The organism is Pedobacter sp. KBW01 (genome assembly GCF_003852395.1).
Lineage (GTDB): Bacteria > Bacteroidota > Bacteroidia > Sphingobacteriales > Sphingobacteriaceae > Pedobacter.
This window is the reverse complement of sequence record NZ_QAJQ01000001.1, coordinates 1-17,661: the sequence shown is the minus strand read 5'-3', so window position 1 is coordinate 17,661 and position 17,661 is coordinate 1. Positions and strand designations below refer to the sequence as shown.

The window sequence follows — 17,661 nt, the reverse complement described above, 5'->3', positions numbered from 1 at the left end:
TGTCTCAGATATTTATACCGCTCACTCCCTTTATTTTATTGCCACGGAGGCACATATTGGCACGGAATATTCTGCATTTACTTTGTGTACTTTGCGGTTAAATTGCTACCAATACTGCTAAACTACCCCCTTGTACCTCATGCTATGCCCACTTCATTTTAAAACCTTACATTTATGCTATAAAAAGAACATTCCCTTTACTTATTTGTTAAGCCCATATGGACTACATAGACTATTATAAAATCCTCGATTTAAAAAAAGATGCAACAACCGAGGATATTAAGAAAGCTTATAGAAAACTAGCCCGGAGACACCACCCCGACCTTAACCCAAACAATGATGAGGCCAACAAAAAATTTCAGCAGGTTAACGAAGCTAACGAAGTTTTAAGCGACCCTGAAAAGCGAAAGAAATACGACAAGTATGGCAAAGATTGGCAACATGCTGATCAGTTAGATGCTCAGCAACAGAGACAATATCAATCACAAGGAAGAGGTTACGGAGGCAATAGCTATTCGGGTGGATTTGGTGGTGATGATTTCTCTGATTTCTTTTCTTCCATGTTTGGTGGTGGAGGCCGAAGCAGCAGAAATTCGCCTTTTAAAGGACAAGATTACAACGCCGATTTACAGCTAAACCTGCTCGATGCCTATACTAGCCACAAGCAAACCTTAACGGTAAATGGTAAACAAGTGCGCATCACCATCCCTGCAGGGGTAGAAAACGGACAAAAAATTAAATTACCAGGTTATGGCGCACCCGGTGTAAACAATGGTCCTCCCGGCGATTTATACATCAAGTTTAGCATTACCGATAATCCTAAATTTAAAAGAAAAGGAAACGACATCTACATACAGGAAGAGATCGACTTATATATAGCTGTGTTGGGCGGCGAGAAAATTATAGATACTCTTAATGGCAAGGTGAAATTAAAAGTGCCGGAAGGTACACAGCCCGATGCCACCTTGCGTTTAAAAGGGAAAGGGTTCCCTGTTTATAAAAAAGAAAATCACTTTGGCGATTTATACATTAAATGGCTGGTTAAATTACCTACCGGGTTAAACGCCGAACAAAAAGAACTATTCGAAAAACTCTCCAAACTTTAAAAATCATGGAAAATAAGCTTATCCCAGTCGAAGACATATGCGCTTATCATCATGTAGAGATTAATTTTATCCAATCTCTCGAAGATTTTGGTTTAATTCATACCACAGTTAAAAAGAAGGCTGCCTTTTTACCCATGGCCGAATTAACAAAACTGGAGCAGTACCTGCGCCTGGCTCAGGATTTAGAGATTAACCTCGAGGGCATTTATGCGGTATCACACCTGCTTAACCAGTTACAGGATATGCAGGAAGAAATACGATCGCTTAAGAACGAAATTAACTATTACAAGCAACTTAACCAGTAACATTAATCAACCGTTTGTGCAAAAATTTGCATTAAAAGTGCGTACAAAAACACAATCTTTTTAAGATTAGTTTCTTAAATTGGCGGTCTAATTTTATAAAAATGAGCGATTTGTCTTCAAAATTCATCGAAAAAATAAAATCATCCTATGCCCCAGCGGGTTCGTACATTTATTTAGGCGCCGGAATTTTAGACGGACAGATTTACAGTGAAGCCGAAGTTAACTTATCATTAAAAATGATGAACAGGCACGGTTTAATTGCCGGTGCTACGGGAACAGGTAAAACCCGTACGCTGCAATTACTGGCCGAACAGTTATCAGATGCTGGTGTTCCGGTTTTTATGTTAGATGTAAAAGGCGATTTATCGGGCTTAAACCAGCCAGGTGCTGTTAACCCTAAAATAGAAGAAAGGTCGCAACAGCTTAATAAACCATTTACGCCTACAGGCTTCCCGATCGAAATTTATTCGCTTTCGGGAAAAATGGGTGCACAGATGCGTGCAACCGTACTCGAATTCGGACCTACACTCCTATCAAAAGTGTTAGATTTAAACGATACCCAATCTGGTGTTATGGCCGTTATCTTCAAATATGCCGATGATAACAAAATGCCCATTATCGATTTAAATGACTTAAAGAAACTGGTTTCTTATTTATCAGAAGGTGCAGGCGCTGCAGAAATAAAAAGCAGTTATGGCAGTATCTCTACAGCCACATCGGGCACCATATTAAGAAAAATTGTAGCCATCGAGCAACAAGGACTGGGTGGCATGTTTGGCGAAAAATCTTTTGATATTGAAGATCTTTTTGAACGTGTAGATGGCAAAGGTACTATCAGTTTATTGAATATTGCCGATGTTCAAAACCAACCCGTATTATACTCTACGTTTTTATTGAGTTTACTGGCAGAGCTTTTTAATACCATGCCAGAGGTTGGGGATCTGGACAAACCCAAACTGGTTTTCTTCTTTGATGAAGCACATTTATTGTTTAAAAATTCATCAAAGGCTTTTTTAGAGCAGATTGAAACTATTATCCGGTTAATCCGTTCAAAAGGGATTGGGGTTTTCTTCTGCACACAAGCTCCTACTGATGTGCCTGAAAGTGTTTTAGGCCAACTGGGCAATCGTGTACAGCATGCTTTAAGGGCTTTTACACCAAACGACGTAGATGCTTTAAAAAAGACAGTAAATACCTATCCAAAATCTGATTTTTACGAAATAGACAAAATATTAACCTCCTTAGGTACTGGCCAGGCTTTAGTTACCGTACTGAATGAGAAAGGTATTCCAACCGAAGTTTCGGCTACCATGCTTACCCCTCCAAGGGCAGTAATGGGCCCGCTTACTGCCGCTGACTTTGATCAACTGGTGCACGCCAGTCCGATGTTTACCAAATACAAAGATCCGATCGATCCGGAAAGTGCATACGATATTTTAACAAAACGCATTAACGAGCAAGTTGCCGCCGAAGAACAGGCCAAACAAGAAGTAGAAGCCCAGAAACAAGCCGAAGCAGAAAGCAAACCTAAACCGGGAGAAAAAAGCCTGGTAGAACAGGTAATGGGCGCGACCATCACCCGCCAGATTGGTAAAGAAATTGTGCGCGGTATATTTGGCATGCTTACCGGAAAGAAAACCAGATCAAAATCTGGCGGGGGACTCTTTGGATTCTAAAAAACAAATAATTAACCTTTTAAACGCTCAAATTATTAATTTCGCGATACGAACCGGGAGAATTAAATCACTTAATCTCCTAAAAAGTTCAGCACTAACAAAAATTAACAAGTAATAGATGAAACCCACCCTATTAATATTGGCTGCTGGCATGGCAAGCCGCTACGGAAGCATGAAACAGATTGATGGATTTGGTCCGAATGGCGAAACCATTATCGATTATTCTATTTACGATGCAATTAATGCTGGTTTTGGCAAAATTGTATTCATCATTAAAGAAGAGTTTGTAAATGAGTTTAAAGCTATTTTCGAACCAAAACTTGCCGGCAGAATTGAAACTGATTACGTTTTTCAAAACTTCGATTTAAAACAATTTGGTATTGAAGAAGAAATATACAGAGAAAAACCATGGGGTACGGCACACGCTATCCTATCGGGTAGAAATGCAATTAAAGAGCCATTCTGTGTAATCAATGCAGATGATTTTTATGGTTACGATGCCTTTAAAAAGATGGTAGATTTCTTAACTACCGAAGTTACGGATAGCAATTACTCCATTATCGGTTATCAGGTAGGCAATACACTTTCGGAGTTTGGCGCAGTTTCACGTGGGGTTTGTAAAGTAGATGCAGCCAATAATTTAGAAGAAATTGTTGAGCGTACCAAAGTTTATCCTAAAGATGGAAACATCTTTTACGATGAAGATGGCGAAGAGTTCCCATTAAGTTTTGATACACCTGTATCTATGAATTTCTGGGGCTTTACACCAGCTGTTTTCAAGATTACTGAAGACATGTTCAGAGCGTTTGCTATGGCTAATAAAGATAAACCTAAAGCTGAATTCTTTATTCCGCTAATTGGCGAAAATCTGGTAAAAACCAATACTGCAACCTTTAAAGTAGTTCCTACTTCGAACAAATGGTTCGGCGTAACCTACAAAGAAGATAAACCTTTTGTTCAGGATTGTATTGACCAGTTGGTAAAAGACGGAACCTACCCTGAAAAATTATGGAACTAAATTTAGCCTCCGAAGTTTTAGAAGCTTACGGATACGCTAAAGAGAATATTACGATTACACAAATAGGTACGGGTTTAATTAACCGTACTTATTTGCTTTCGCCTTTTGCTGAAGAAAAAAAATATATACTTCAGAATATCAATACTGTAGTTTTTACTTCACCACAAACCATTGCCAGCAACCTACGGGCAATAGCCGATTACCTGAGTTTCGCTTATCCCGATTATCTTTTTATTAAACCCGTTGCTACTACCAAAGGTGAAGAAATGGCTTATATCCACCAGGATTACTGGCGGATGCTTCCTTTTGTACCCAACACCATTTCGTTAGATGTTTTAGCTGACCCGAAACAAGCTTACGAAGCGGCAAAACAATTTGGCAAACTGAGCCGGTTACTCGATAATTTTGATGCTACCAGTCTTCAGCCAACGATTTCAGGCTTTCATGACCTAAACTTGCGTTACGAACAATTTACACTGGCCTTAAACCAGGCCAACGACAAGCTAAAAACTCAGGCAGCAGCACAGATTGAAAATGCTTTATCCCACAGATACATTTTAGATTATTACATTTCTTATGCACACCGAAAGGATTTTCCTGATCGCGTAATGCACCATGATACTAAAATAAGTAATGTTTTATTAGATGATGAAAGCTATGAAGGTATTTGTGTAATTGACCTGGACACCATTATGCCCGGAAAATTTATTTCTGATCTGGGCGATATGATGCGTACCTACCTTTGTGCATACTCAGAGAACGAAACCGACTTAACTAAGATTAAAGTGCGTTTGCCTTATTTTGAGGCGATGATAAAAGGCTATTTAGCGGAGATGAAAAGTATTTTAACTGAAACAGAAAAAGAGCTCATCTTATTCTCAGGTAAATACATTATTTACATGCAAGCCTTACGCTTTTTAACCGACTTTTTAAGCGGCGATAAGTACTATCCTACCGATTACCCGGAACAAAACCTCGACCGCACTAAAAACCAGTTTAAACTGCTTTACGAAATAGCCGTAAACGAAAAGGAATTACAGGATATTATTGAGGAAAATTTGGTTTAATCAAAAATACAAATCGCTTTTCGAACTACCAGGGTTAATTATTTGTTTTTAGAAAATAAACAACTGTTTTTTGCTCAAAATCAAGCACACTCTTTTCGGGATCGTTAGTTTTTACTCTTTCGATTCGCTTATTAAGAATATAGCCAGGCTTAATGTATACAGTTCCTTTTCCTTCATAATTATCATTTTTTTTGAAATCAGATTTATTTAATTCGTCTTCAAACAATTCATAGTTTACATCATTAAGAGCATAAACCAATTCTTTCCCTGGAGTAACCTTGATTATATTTTTTTTGAATTTATTATTATAAACATAGGAATTTCCGTTATAAGCTCCTTCGTACTGCCACTTTTGATTTATAGAATTTAAATATTGATTTATTTCTGACGGATTCTTTAATTCTATAAGTTTCTCCAAATCTGAAATGCTAATATCTCTTATTTTTATCTTTAAATATTTAGCTATATCAGTATCGCTTCTGAGAATTTGGAGTATCGTCGGGTATTTACTTGAATATACTATCGGAACCTCCTGATACCTATAATAATTTTCAAATTCTTCGGCAGAAATATCCTGAGCTGTTTGATATACTTTTCCATCCTGAGTTTTATATCTTATAATAACACTTGTAAAATCTGCTTTTCGGGTTTTAAAAGAACTACCATTAACGATTTCTCCTACAGTATACTTACCATTCTTTTCAATTTCCAAACTACTTTCATTTACTGTATTAAAAATTAAAAAACCAGAGAATCCAAAAAAGAAAATTACAATCACAACAATCAAAATACAGCCAAAATTATCTTGCTTTTTATCTTCTGCTTTTACAGCTTTTGGTGGATAAAAATTGAAAAATGTTATAGTAAGCAATATAGTTGATAGAATGCCGCCAACCAGGGTTAAAATTGTAGTATGGGCATGAAAAACATCTAATGGAACTCCTTTATAGAAAAAAGCAATCGATAATAAAGTAAGCGCTAAGAATATATATTTTTTATACATTTTATTGAGATTAATTTAGTCTCACAATAATACATTGTTTAATTAGCAAATCAAATTTTCTATATATAAACAACTATTGACACCCCAGAGCGGGAAGGCAAAAAGCTACGATTGATAGATTGCCTATGATGAGCTATTTAACAAAAAAGCGTTCCTGAACTTAATCAGAAACGCTTTTTATTTTATACTCCCAAGACTCTCGACTCAGGACTGAAGACTCTAAGACTTATTTCTCTTCTTTTACTTCTTCAAAGTCAACGTCAGTAACGTTATCGCCACCTTGAGCCTGACCATCAGCTTGTGGTTGTTCACCACCCTGAGGTTGCTCACCAGCTTTGTACATTTCTTCTGATGCTACGTTCCAGGCAGCTTGCAATTCAGCAGAAGCTGCATCGATATCTGCAAAGTTACGTGAAGAATGTGCTGCTTTTAATTTCTCTAAACCAGCTTCGATAGGTGCTTTTTTATCTGCAGATAATTTATCACCAAACTCTTTTAACTGTTTCTCAGTTGAGAAGATTAAAGCATCAGCTCCATTAATTTTATCAGCTTCTTCTTTTTGCTTAGCATCATCTGCTGCATTAGCTTCAGCTTCTTCTTTCATTTTTTTGATCTCAGCGTCAGTTAAACCTGAAGATGCTTCGATACGGATTTTTTGCTCTTTACCAGTAGCTTTATCTTTTGCACTTACGTGTAAAATACCGTTGGCATCAATATCAAAAGATACTTCTACCTGAGGCACACCACGAGGTGCTGGTGGAATACCATCTAAAATGAAACGGCCAATTGTACGGTTTTGTGTAGCCATTGGGCGCTCACCTTGTAAAATGTGGATTTCTACTGAAGGCTGGTTATCAGCTGCAGTTGAGAAAGTTTCCGATTTTTTAGTTGGGATAGTTGTGTTAGACTCAATTAATTTAGTCATTACACCACCCATAGTTTCGATACCTAATGATAAAGGAGTAACGTCTAATAACAATACATCTTTCACATCACCAGTTAATACACCACCTTGAATAGCAGCACCAATTGCTACAACTTCATCAGGGTTAACACCTTTACTTGGCTCTTTACCGAAGAAAGCTTTAACTGCATCCTGAATTGCAGGGATACGTGTTGAACCACCAACTAAGATAATTTCGTCGATATCGCTTGTGCTTAAACCAGCGTTTTTCAAAGCAGATTTACAAGGATCGATAGTACGTTTAATTAAGCTATCAGCCAATTGTTCAAATTTAGCACGAGATAAAGTACGTACTAAGTGTTTCGGGCCACTTGCATCAGCAGTAATGTATGGTAAGTTAATTTCTGTTGAAGTTGTGCTTGATAACTCAATTTTAGCTTTCTCAGCAGCTTCTTTTAAACGTTGTAAAGCCATTGGATCCTTAGCTAAATCCATGCTGTTTTCAGCTTTGAATTCTGCTGTTAACCAATCAATGATAATGTGGTCAAAGTCATCACCACCTAAGTGTGTATCACCGTCAGTAGATTTTACTTCGAAAACGCCATCACCTAGCTCCAATACAGAAACGTCATGTGTACCACCACCGCAGTCAAACACAACAATTTTCATGTCTTTGTGTGCCTTATCCAAGCCGTAAGCTAAAGCAGCTGCAGTTGGCTCGTTAATGATACGTTTTACAGTTAAACCTGCAATTTCACCAGCCTCTTTAGTAGCTTGACGTTGTGCATCGTTAAAGTAAGCAGGTACAGTAATTACCGCTTCAGTAACTTCCTGACCTAAGAAATCTTCAGCAGTTTTTTTCATTTTCTGCAAAATCATTGCAGAAATCTCTTGTGGAGTGTATTTTCTGTCGTCGATTTCAACACGTGGCGTGTTGTTATCGCCTTTTACTACTTTATAAGGTACGCGTCCAGCTTCTTTCGCACTTTCGTCGTAGCTGTTACCCATAAAGCGTTTAATCGAATATATCGTTTTTGTTGGGTTGGTTATAGCCTGACGTTTAGCAGGCTCGCCAACTTTACGCTCACCGTTTTCTGCAAAAGCAACAATAGACGGTGTAGTACGTTTGCCCTCACTGTTTGCGATAACTACAGGCTCATTGCCCTCCATTACGCTCACGCATGAGTTTGTTGTTCCTAAGTCTATTCCAATAATTTTTCCCATTGTATTTTTATTTTCTCTTTTTTAAAGTATTATAATTTCTACTCCTATTAAACAATGCTTGTGCCAATTGGTTTTTGGCAGATAATATGGGCAAAAGACTGATAAAATGTAAAAAATAATCTGATTTAATACTGACAGCATGACAGAAAGAGATGAAAAATGTACGATGGCAGATGGCTAAGAAAGACTAAAGACCAAGGCAGAAAGACTAAAGCATGAAAAAGGCCAAAGCTGAGAGACTAAAGCTAAAAGCATGAGGTGAAGATTAGGATAAATACTTAAAATTATTTGAAAATGAAAGTTCGGATCTCGTCGGGAGCAGCAGCTCCTCTATCCACTTTATCCCGATTTTACATCGGGATGCCCGCTCCTATCAGGTTTAGTTAAAAACAGTTATTGTAAAAAACTCAGGCCTGCCCAGCAAAGCGCATTAAACAAAACAACAAAAACGCTACCAACAATTAGGATTGATCAGGCTAAATACGGTCAATGTTTTATATCTTTAAAATACCGAAACCGGTATAATCACTTAAATCATATAATCTAAAAAATAATGCAGATAGCAGCACAAATCATGATCGGGCTTGTTGCCCTTATCCATATTTATATCCTTTGGCTCGAAATGTTTGCCTGGACAACCAAAGCACCAAAAGTTTTCAAAACCATCCCTAAAGATTTATTTGGTCCAACCAAAACATTGGCCGCAAACCAGGGCCTGTACAATGGCTTTTTAGCGGCAGGTTTAATCTGGTCGCTATGCATAACCGACCACCACTGGCGCCTTTATGTAGCTATATTCTTCTTAACCTGCGTAATTATTGCAGGTATTTATGGTGCAGCAACGGCCAGTAAGAAAATTTTGTATGTGCAATCAATCCCTGCATTAATTGCCGTGATTTTATTGCATTTATAAGTTCCGTTCTATCGGTCGGTGGCAATACCAACCAAAACAACTGGTATCAATCAATTCTTATTCCTACCATCGGTTGGTGTCCACACTACAAGAAAAATAACATGGATACCTCGATTGCCATCATGGTTGATATGAGTATCCACTCTGGTAAAAACAGGCTTTTTGTTTACGATTTTAAGCAAAAAGCAATCACTATCGAAGGATTATGTGCTCATGGTGTAGGCGGAGACAGCACACCAACCAAAGTGGTGTTCAGCAATAAAGAAGGTAGCTATTGCACTTCATCGGGAAAGTACAAGGTTAAAGGCCGTACCTATAGTAACTGGGGAATTAATGTGCACTATAAAATGTATGGATTAGAAGAAACTAACAGTAAGCATTTAGAAGGATTGTCGTTTTGCATTCCTACAGTCCTGTCCCCAATTATGAAATTTATCCACAAACCTTATTTGGTCAAAGTGCCGGTTGCCCGGTTTTATCTGATGCAACAATGCGAAAAATATACGGGTTGCTCAAAACGAAGAAAAAGCCGGTACTGCTTTGGATTAATGTTTAAAACGCTAGAAAATCAAAGGATTTAGAAACTAATTACGGCCTAAATGGCTACTAATGTTTGAATATATACTCCAATTCGTGCTCATTCTCACCTGATCTATTTGAACATAGGCCTTTGCTATTAATATAACCCTGCAACTTAATTTATCACGTTAATTGATAATTCATATTATTTGGTTATTTTTCGGAAATGAATAATAGGCAGCAAGCTCTATGTAACAGGAGGACACAGTGATTTTTACGCACTAGGCACTAAAAAGCTATGGATGCTCGACCTTGATAGATACGAACGACGAAGGCTGAAATAGCAATTATAATTAACTTTTTAAAACCATTTAAAGTTCTAAAAGCCGCTCCAAATGATGGTAACCAATTCCGAAATATGCCTTGCTTGCTTTAATCTTCTCCAAAACCTCCGCTTTCCGCTCTGCGCTTAGCGCTTTGCCCTTCACTCCTACAACTAGTACATTCTTTGGCGTATGCGCGTCAGAAATAAATTCGAAAACCTTGGTTTTGTAGCCAAAATATTCTAAAATCAAAGCACGTATACCGTCGGTAACCATCTCTGCCTGCCGCTCTAAAAATATTCCGTATTTGGTTAAAAAAGAAACATCATTTTTCACTTTGTGTTGTTCAATTTCCCTGCGTATTTGTTTGTGGCAACAAGGTGCAACCACAATCAGTTCGGCATTGGCTTTAATTCCTTTAAAAATAGCATCATCCGTTGCCGTATCGCAGGCGTGTAGTGCAATCAGCAGGTTTACATCGACTGCCTGGTAATCCTCAATTGTTCCCTGTACAAAATTCAATTTATCGAAAGATGATTTTTCAGCAACCTGATTACATAGCTCAACCATATCCTGGCGGTACTCCACCCCAACCACTTCAGTTTCCAGTTTCAAAACCGAATGCAGATAATCGTAAAGTGCAAAAGTTAAATACCCCTTACCCGAGCCCATATCGGCGACCTTTTTTACGGTTGCTGCCGGCAGTTCTTTTATTAATGAACTTAAAATTTCGATATAGTGGTTAATCTGACGGAATTTATCCTGCGCATTTTTAAATACCTTTCCCTCTGCATCGGTGATTTTTAGTTCCGTTAAATAGGTTTTCGAACCTGCTTTAATCAATCTGGTTTTTTCTTTATCGTGATTGCCGGACGGAGCCTCCTTGCTCGAAGCGTTGTTTTCCCTCATCACTACCTTTCCATTGTTCAGCTCTTCCAGTATCAGGTCTTTATCTGTGGTAAACAAGGTGCCAATTTTAAAGCCATTCTCCAGATAAGCAGTAATTAAACTTAGTGCCTCATCGAGGGTATAATTTTTTACCACATCGCGGGTTTTATAGCGATAAGTAAAAGCCAATTTATCTTCACGTTTAATCACCACCCTGCGGATCAGGATTTGCTTTAAAGCTTCTTCTGCTCCTTTATAGTTACCAAAAGAAACCTTTACAAAAGTTCTGGTTTCAAAACTCTCTTTTAAAGCAGCAATAAATTGTTCGATATAGGCAGATACTGGCATTGATAAAGTTTAAGCTGCAAAGATAATCAAGTTTACGGGCTAAGCCTTATACTTGAAATAATGTAACAATAGAGCGACCATTACAAAAAACAATGGAAGATGTAAGAGGGAATATGGAATGTATTCCTAGTTGAAAAACCGTTGAAGCTACCTTAAACAAATGATTGACATAATACGATTTAGAAACGTTTAAAGCTTCATTATCTATACTGATTCTAAAGAAGGTGATCGCTTTTATTTAAAAAAATTAAACTTTAGATTAGATGTATTAAACATCTAACCATTTTACATGAGTGACTTTCAGATAAAGAAATCGCCTACCGTTTACGATGCCATCATTGTTGGCTCGGGTGCCGGTGGCGGAATGGCTGCATACGTATTGGCACATGCAGGTCAAAAAGTTTTATTGCTCGAAGCTGGCCAAAACTTCGATCCCCGATTAGATTCACACCAGTTAAAATGGCCCTGGGAATCACCGCGCCGAGGCGCTGGTACAGTTCGTCCTTTTGGCGATTTTGATGCTTCTTATGGTGGCTGGGAACTGGAAGGTGAGCCTTATACCCAAAAAAACAAAAGCGAATTTGAATGGTTCCGTTCGCGCATGCTGGGTGGCCGTACCAACCACTGGGGAAGAATTTCGCTGCGCATGGGACCAGAAGATTTTAAACCTAAGGATGGTTTAACCGATAGCTGGCCTATTACCTATGCTGATGTAAAGCCATTTTACGATAAGGTTGACCGCATGATTGGTATTTATGGTACAGTTGAAGGCATTGAAAGTGAACCAGATGGGATTTTCATGAAGCCACCAAAACCGCGTTTAAATGAACTATTCATTAAAAAAGGGGCTGAAAAAGCCGGTGTAAAAGTTATTGCAGGCCGTGGTTCAGTACTTACTGAGGCACTCCCAAACAATAACGACCGCGCACCCTGTTTTTACTGTGGCCAATGTGGCAGAAGCTGTAAAGTTTACGGAGATTTCTCTGCCTCGTCATGTTTGGTAAACCCGGCTGTAAAAACCGGCAACCTGACGGTAATTACCGATGCGATGGTGCGTGAAGTAATTACCGATAAAGACGGTAGCGCTAAAGGTGTTTCGTATGTAAACCGCAAAGACCTGCAAGAATATCAGGTTAATGGCAAGCTGGTTATTTTAGGTGCCAGTGCCTGCGAATCGGCAAGGATTTTATTGAATTCGAAATCAAGCTCCCACCCCAATGGCTTAGCCAATAGCAGTGGTGTAGTAGGTAAATACCTGCACGACTCCACCGGAGCAAGTGTTTCTGGTTTTCTACCGCAATTGATGGATCGGAAACGCTATAACGAAGATGGCGTGGGTAGCGTACACATTTACTCGCCATGGTGGCTGGATAATAAACGCTTAAACTTTCCGCGCGGCTACCACATCGAATACTGGGGTGGCATGGGCATGCCAGCTTATGGATTTGGCGGTGGTATAGCTGAAATGAATGGTATGATACCAGGCAGGGATGGCAAAATGAAAGAGGCTGGTGGCTATGGTAAATCGTTAAAAGACGATTACCGCCGTTTTTACGGTACCGGCGTGGGTATGGCTGGTAGAGGAACTGCCATCGCGCGCGAAGACAATTATTGCGAAATCGACCCCAATATGGTCGACAAATATGGTATACCGGTATTGCGCTTTAATTACAAATGGGCAAAAGATGAAATCCTCCAGGCTAAGCACATGCAGGAAACTTTCTTAAGCATTATGAAAGAAATGGGCGCAGTAGTAACTTCAGAAATACAGGGTGCCGATACCAATTATGGCTTGCTTAATCCGGGTAAAATTATTCACGAAGTTGGAACCATACGCATGGGCGATGATCCTAAAAAATCGGCATTGAATAAATACTGCCAGGCGCACGACTGCAAAAACCTATTTGTGGTAGATGCTGGCCCGTTTGTACAGCAAGGCGATAAAAATGCCACCTGGACTATCCTAGCACTTTCTATGCGTACCGCCGAATATATTTTAGCTCAAAAGAAAAAACAAAACATTTAAAAGAATTACAACATGAACAGACGTGATTCCATAAAGGCATTGGGCTTAACAGCCATTAGCACTGCAGTAATATTAGAGGCTTGTAAACAACCCGAAAATAAAACCGAAGCGGTTGCAACTGAAGAAACGGCAAAAGAAACCGGCAGGGAGCAATGGGAAATAGATCGCGATAAGAACCTTAAAGCGGAAATCTTTTTTACCAAACATGAAATGGCAACGATTACCGTTTTAGCCGATATCATTATCCCTAAAGACGATGTTTCGGGTAGTGCATCGGATGCCAAAGTGCCTGAATTTATCGAATTTATTGTAAAAGACATTCCGGAACATAAAGTACCTATGCGAGGCGGCTTGAAATGGCTGGATGTTTATTGTTTCAATAAGTTCCAGAAACCATTTGTAGAGGCTTCAGCAGCGCAACAGATTTCAATTGTAGATGAAATTGCTTACCCTAAAAAGGCTAGACCAGAAGTAAGACCGGGCGTAACATTTTTTAACCGGATGAGAGATTTAACTGCATCGGGCTTTTATACAACCGAAATGGGCGTAAAAGATATTGGTTATGTAGGTAACGCGCCAAACCAATGGGCTGGTGTACCAGCCGATGTATTAAAACAATACGGCATGGAAAATGTGAAGGTATAAAGCGAAAACCGTCATCTCGACCGGAGCATTGCGGAGTGGAGAGATCTATCTTGAGACAGATTTCTCGACTACGCTGCACCCGATAGCTATCTGGCCCGCTCGAAATGACGGTATATTATCTTCAACCGAAATAATATGGTTCGTGTAAACACGAACCATGGAATTAGTATAATGCTTCAACTAAAAAAAATAGCTCAGGGTTTAAACCCTGAGCTATTTTTTTGTGCCATCCACCCGATTTGCAATCGCGAAGAACGAGCTGATCGGTTATATCGATCTTGAAAAAACACATTACAAATGTGTAGCTTCATAATCCTCCTTGCAAACGAGGACTATGGCTTAGGATAATATAAAAAGACCGTCATCTCGACTGAAATGCAGTGAAATGGAGAGATCTGTCTCGAGACAAATCTCTCTACTTCGCTGCGCTCGAAATGATTGGAACTTTAAGGGAGTTATTTACATTAACTTCTCTGCTAACAATATCGATTTTTATATAAAAAATTATTACTCCACTATCAGGATCAAACCTTTTCCTTTTTCAACAGGGACCGATTTTCCATCAGTGTAATTTCCTGCCGTTTGAAATTTATCAATTGCCGGAGCAGTTATTTTTGCCTTTGCGGCGTCTAAACCTAACTTAGCCCAATCGATGTTTAAATTAACTTTTACATCACCTTCGGCCCAGCTAGCCAAAGCGATCATGGTTTTGCCTTGCTTTTTATACGCTGTAGCTAAAACTTTCGAATTGTCGGTCTTAACTGGACAGTTTTCGCTCCAGTAACCAAACATTTCAGATCCTTTAATTCCAAAATTGTCCCAGGCTTTCCACAAAGGTTTTGGGTCGCTCTTTTCTGACCAACCTAAACGGCTTGTCATGCCATAAATCATTCCACGCCATGGGTTTCCATCATCTTGCAACATTTCGCCCATTAAACCAAACGGAATGCCACTCACTTCAGTTAAAAAGAAGTCAGGGTTATTTTTTTGGTAATCGAAATATTCGCCAAACCATAAACGGTTCAAATAAGGGAAGTGTTCCATATATAAAATGGCACTGTTATTAAAACCATCGCTTTTGTTGTACTGGTTTGCCGAATGTAGATCGATAATACCCGGATGGTTATTTTGGGTTAATACACGCTTAATCCGCTTCATAGTTACGCGGTCAAAAGCCACATCGTCAAGATAAACGCCATCAATCCCCACATTATTTACCAGCCAGTTCATTCCTTCTACATAGTAATTATGCCAGCGGTTCATTCCACTATTAATTACTGCTGCATCTTTAATTTCGGGTACAAACCAGGCGGCAATGTAATTAGAATCCAAATGCTCTTGCAACCAGCTAAAGCCCCCCCCCTTTCCAGGCGAATAAACTTCAGTACCTAGACTCCGCAAAGCAGGCCACTCGTAGGCATGGTTCGATAGCTCGCGAACGGTATTGTAGATCTTAACTTTCAGGCCTTTGCTGTGCGCATCGCTGATATAGTTTTTCATCTTTTTCCATTCAATAAACGGATAGTTGATCCAAGGGTTGATCGGTGTAGCATGGTGAATATTTACCACAGTTGCTCCTGCCGCTTTAATGGCATCTAATTCGCCATATTTATGATAAAAACGGTTATCCCACTGGAAGTCGGTATCGAGCAAGTGAAACGGCGTAATTAGCAGGTTAAAATTATAACAAAGTACATCACCTTTTTTCATGCTTCTTGCGCCAGTAAAGTTATCGGCTAGCATCGAACTGCCTTTAACATTAATCTGAATTCCACCTTTATCTTCATTACCCCAAGATTTAGGCAATAATAATGGCTTCTGCAGGTAAAAATTAGTATTCAACGGACGAACATAGCGTTCATCTCTTAAATTGTAATATAGCCCCGCATTTACATTCCCGATCCATACAGCATCCTGGTTTTTATTGGCTACATCCCATTTCCACCTAACAGTATCCGGTCTAACACCACCTTTTTCGCCCAATCCCATTAAATATTTGGTCGCACCCTTATCAAATGGAATATGAAAATCAACATTGCTGAAATCTACATCTTTTAAAGCGGTAACCTTAATTACGTAATGTACATAACCATCAAACTCCAAAGCACCTTCCAAATCCATTTTTAAATTTTCAGAGGTATTGGTAGCCGTCCATTTGACTGTACCCGCTTCTTTGCTGATAATCTGGAAATTACTTGCAACAAATTTCTCTTGTGTTTTTGGTGTATTAAAAAAATGAAAGTGAATTGGCTCAGCTAAAATATTGTTGGGCTTATCGGTGTAAGCCGTCATTTCGGCATTAAAGAAAGTCTGGATTTGTTTAGGGAAACCATCGGGGTTGATCTCAAATTTACGGCCCAAAAGCGAAATCACATTTCCCTGAACCGTTAGTGGCGTGTAAGGTGCCACCACAGTATTGGCTTGTGCCAGTGTTGAATTTAACCAGGTTAAACGGGTTTGTTTGGCAGGTGTTCCTACACCGGAATCAGCAAGTACTTCATTTCCTACAGTAATTCTGGCAGCGATTACTTTTGCTTTTCCATTGGCTTTAACTATAAAGTTGCCCACGTATACACCAGCGGCTGTTGTTTTAGGAATATCAACGGTAACCCACATCGGCTGAACCTTACCTGAAGTCACATTCACCACTTCTACCAGCGGTTTATTATCGTAACTGGTTCCTTTTGTATTTAAACAATTAATAAATTTAGCGGGAATTACTTTTCCGTTGGCTGTTTTTAAATCACCAAAGCTAACTGTTAGATTGTTTAAGTCTTTTAATGCAAATACGCCTAACTGAAAAGCATAATTTTCGCCTTTGCTTGCAGTGCCTGCAAAAGTAGCACTCGTCCCTTTTTGGATCCAACGATAAGGCAAATCGTTTTGCATTTTAATTGGATACAGCCTATCCTCCGGAAATACCACAAAAGCTTCCGCATTGTTTTTCGCTTTAATTGCAGCTGTTTCTTTCGCAGTAGCAATAACTTCCATTGGGTAGAAGCTATTAAAGGCATCAACAGATTGTATTTCCAGTACCGAACTATTCACAGCTGTACGTTTTGCCTGGTTTAGCCAGCTTTGATCTATCTGTTTCGGTTTTAAATAAACACCTTTAGGATAATTGCTTCTGCCTTCATTTTTATAGGCCAAGTAGTAAACGTAGTATTTTCCCGCACCACTAGGTTCAAAATAAATGTCAGCACTTTCGCGGGTTAATTTATCAGTCTCAAAAACAGCTACATTATTACCATCTGCATCCTGAATAATGAGGCCTTTAGCTTCTGGGTGTTCATCTCTCCTGCGCCAGTCTATTTTAGCATGTGCGATTTTACCAGTACCAGAGAATTGTATTACAACCCTGTGGTTGCCTAGCGAATCTGCGTTCCATGAACTATTGCCATTCGTATATTTTAGTGTTTGTGCATGGAGGGAGAACTGCCAAAAAAGGCAGGATAATAGAAATAACCTAAATTTCATCTTTAATTTGTTTGAAGCTAATTTATGCATAGCTGCTTGAAATAAAGTCATGTAATGAAAAAATGAGACAAACGTTTGCTCAATTGACCCGTCATTGGGAGGAGGAACGGCGAAGCAATCTTACAACGATCGCATTAAGATTGCCTGCCTGCCTGCAGCAGGCAGGCTTCGTACCTAGCAATGACGATCAAACGATTAGAAATCGAGTAGGAAGATAGG

General features: G+C 39.1%; 12 protein-coding genes and 1 pseudogene. 9 read left to right on the top strand and 4 right to left on the bottom strand.

All coding sequences use genetic code 11. The features are described from left to right. The first annotated feature begins 218 nt into the window (after positions 1-218). From DBR40_RS00065 to DBR40_RS00045, 5 genes are all read left to right on the top strand, one after another. Positions 219-1,106 (top strand): DnaJ C-terminal domain-containing protein, encoded by an 888-nt coding sequence (locus DBR40_RS00065; RefSeq protein ID WP_124557777.1) that lies wholly within the window; start codon positions 219-221, stop codon positions 1,104-1,106. 5 nt (positions 1,107-1,111) lie between these two features. Next, the gene (locus DBR40_RS00060; protein WP_124557776.1) at positions 1,112-1,411 is read left to right on the top strand and encodes a chaperone modulator CbpM; all 300 of its coding nucleotides are present in this window, start codon (positions 1,112-1,114) and stop codon (positions 1,409-1,411) included. A 101-nt stretch (positions 1,412-1,512) separates the two neighbouring features. After that, positions 1,513-3,087: a helicase HerA-like domain-containing protein gene (locus DBR40_RS00055; protein WP_124557775.1), complete on the top strand. Its 1,575-nt coding sequence runs from the start codon at positions 1,513-1,515 to the stop codon at positions 3,085-3,087. A 118-nt stretch (positions 3,088-3,205) separates the two neighbouring features. Next, a complete protein-coding gene (locus tag DBR40_RS00050; protein WP_124557774.1) occupies positions 3,206-4,105 on the top strand; it encodes an NDP-sugar synthase in 900 nt (299 codons plus the stop codon). Further along, positions 4,096-5,172, top strand: coding sequence for a phosphotransferase enzyme family protein (locus DBR40_RS00045; RefSeq protein ID WP_124557773.1), 1,077 nt, complete (start codon positions 4,096-4,098; stop codon positions 5,170-5,172). The genes DBR40_RS00050 and DBR40_RS00045 overlap by 10 nt, the downstream gene beginning before the upstream one ends. Positions 5,173-5,206: 34 nt before the next feature. Here the strand turns inward: DBR40_RS00045 and DBR40_RS00040 are convergent, their stop codons facing one another. Together DBR40_RS00040 and dnaK are read right to left on the bottom strand one after the other, a co-directional pair. After that, positions 5,207-6,175 (bottom strand): hypothetical protein, encoded by a 969-nt coding sequence (locus DBR40_RS00040; protein WP_124557772.1) that lies wholly within the window; start codon positions 6,173-6,175, stop codon positions 5,207-5,209. Positions 6,176-6,401: 226 nt separating this feature from the next. Then, positions 6,402-8,303: a molecular chaperone DnaK gene (dnaK, locus tag DBR40_RS00035; RefSeq protein ID WP_124557771.1), complete on the bottom strand. Its 1,902-nt coding sequence runs from the start codon at positions 8,301-8,303 to the stop codon at positions 6,402-6,404. A gap of 553 nt (positions 8,304-8,856) precedes the next feature. Between dnaK and DBR40_RS00030 the strand changes: the two genes are divergently transcribed. Together DBR40_RS00030 and DBR40_RS00025 are read left to right on the top strand one after the other, a co-directional pair. Next, a complete protein-coding gene (locus tag DBR40_RS00030) occupies positions 8,857-9,216 on the top strand; it encodes a DUF1304 domain-containing protein (RefSeq protein ID WP_124557770.1) in 360 nt (119 codons plus the stop codon). Between the two features lie 101 nt (positions 9,217-9,317). Then, positions 9,318-9,772 (top strand): annotated as a pseudogene (locus tag DBR40_RS00025) (murein L,D-transpeptidase catalytic domain-containing protein). A gap of 334 nt (positions 9,773-10,106) precedes the next feature. Here the strand turns inward: DBR40_RS00025 and DBR40_RS00020 are convergent. Beyond that, on the bottom strand, positions 10,107-11,294 hold the full coding sequence (locus DBR40_RS00020; protein ID WP_124557769.1) for a class I SAM-dependent methyltransferase: 1,188 nt from the start codon (positions 11,292-11,294) through the stop codon (positions 10,107-10,109). Positions 11,295-11,583: 289 nt separating this feature from the next. Here DBR40_RS00020 and DBR40_RS00015 point away from each other — a divergent pair, with 289 nt between their 5' ends. Together DBR40_RS00015 and DBR40_RS00010 are read left to right on the top strand one after the other, a co-directional pair. Continuing rightward, positions 11,584-13,320: a GMC family oxidoreductase gene (locus tag DBR40_RS00015; RefSeq protein WP_124557768.1), complete on the top strand. Its 1,737-nt coding sequence runs from the start codon at positions 11,584-11,586 to the stop codon at positions 13,318-13,320. Between the two features lie 12 nt (positions 13,321-13,332). Beyond that, positions 13,333-13,965: a gluconate 2-dehydrogenase subunit 3 family protein gene (locus DBR40_RS00010; RefSeq protein ID WP_124557767.1), complete on the top strand. Its 633-nt coding sequence runs from the start codon at positions 13,333-13,335 to the stop codon at positions 13,963-13,965. 507 nt (positions 13,966-14,472) lie between these two features. On the opposite strand, the gene DBR40_RS00005 is transcribed toward DBR40_RS00010, so the two are convergent. Next, positions 14,473-17,442, bottom strand: coding sequence for a glycoside hydrolase domain-containing protein (locus DBR40_RS00005; protein WP_124557766.1), 2,970 nt, complete (start codon positions 17,440-17,442; stop codon positions 14,473-14,475). Between the last annotated feature and the right edge of the window lie 219 nt (positions 17,443-17,661).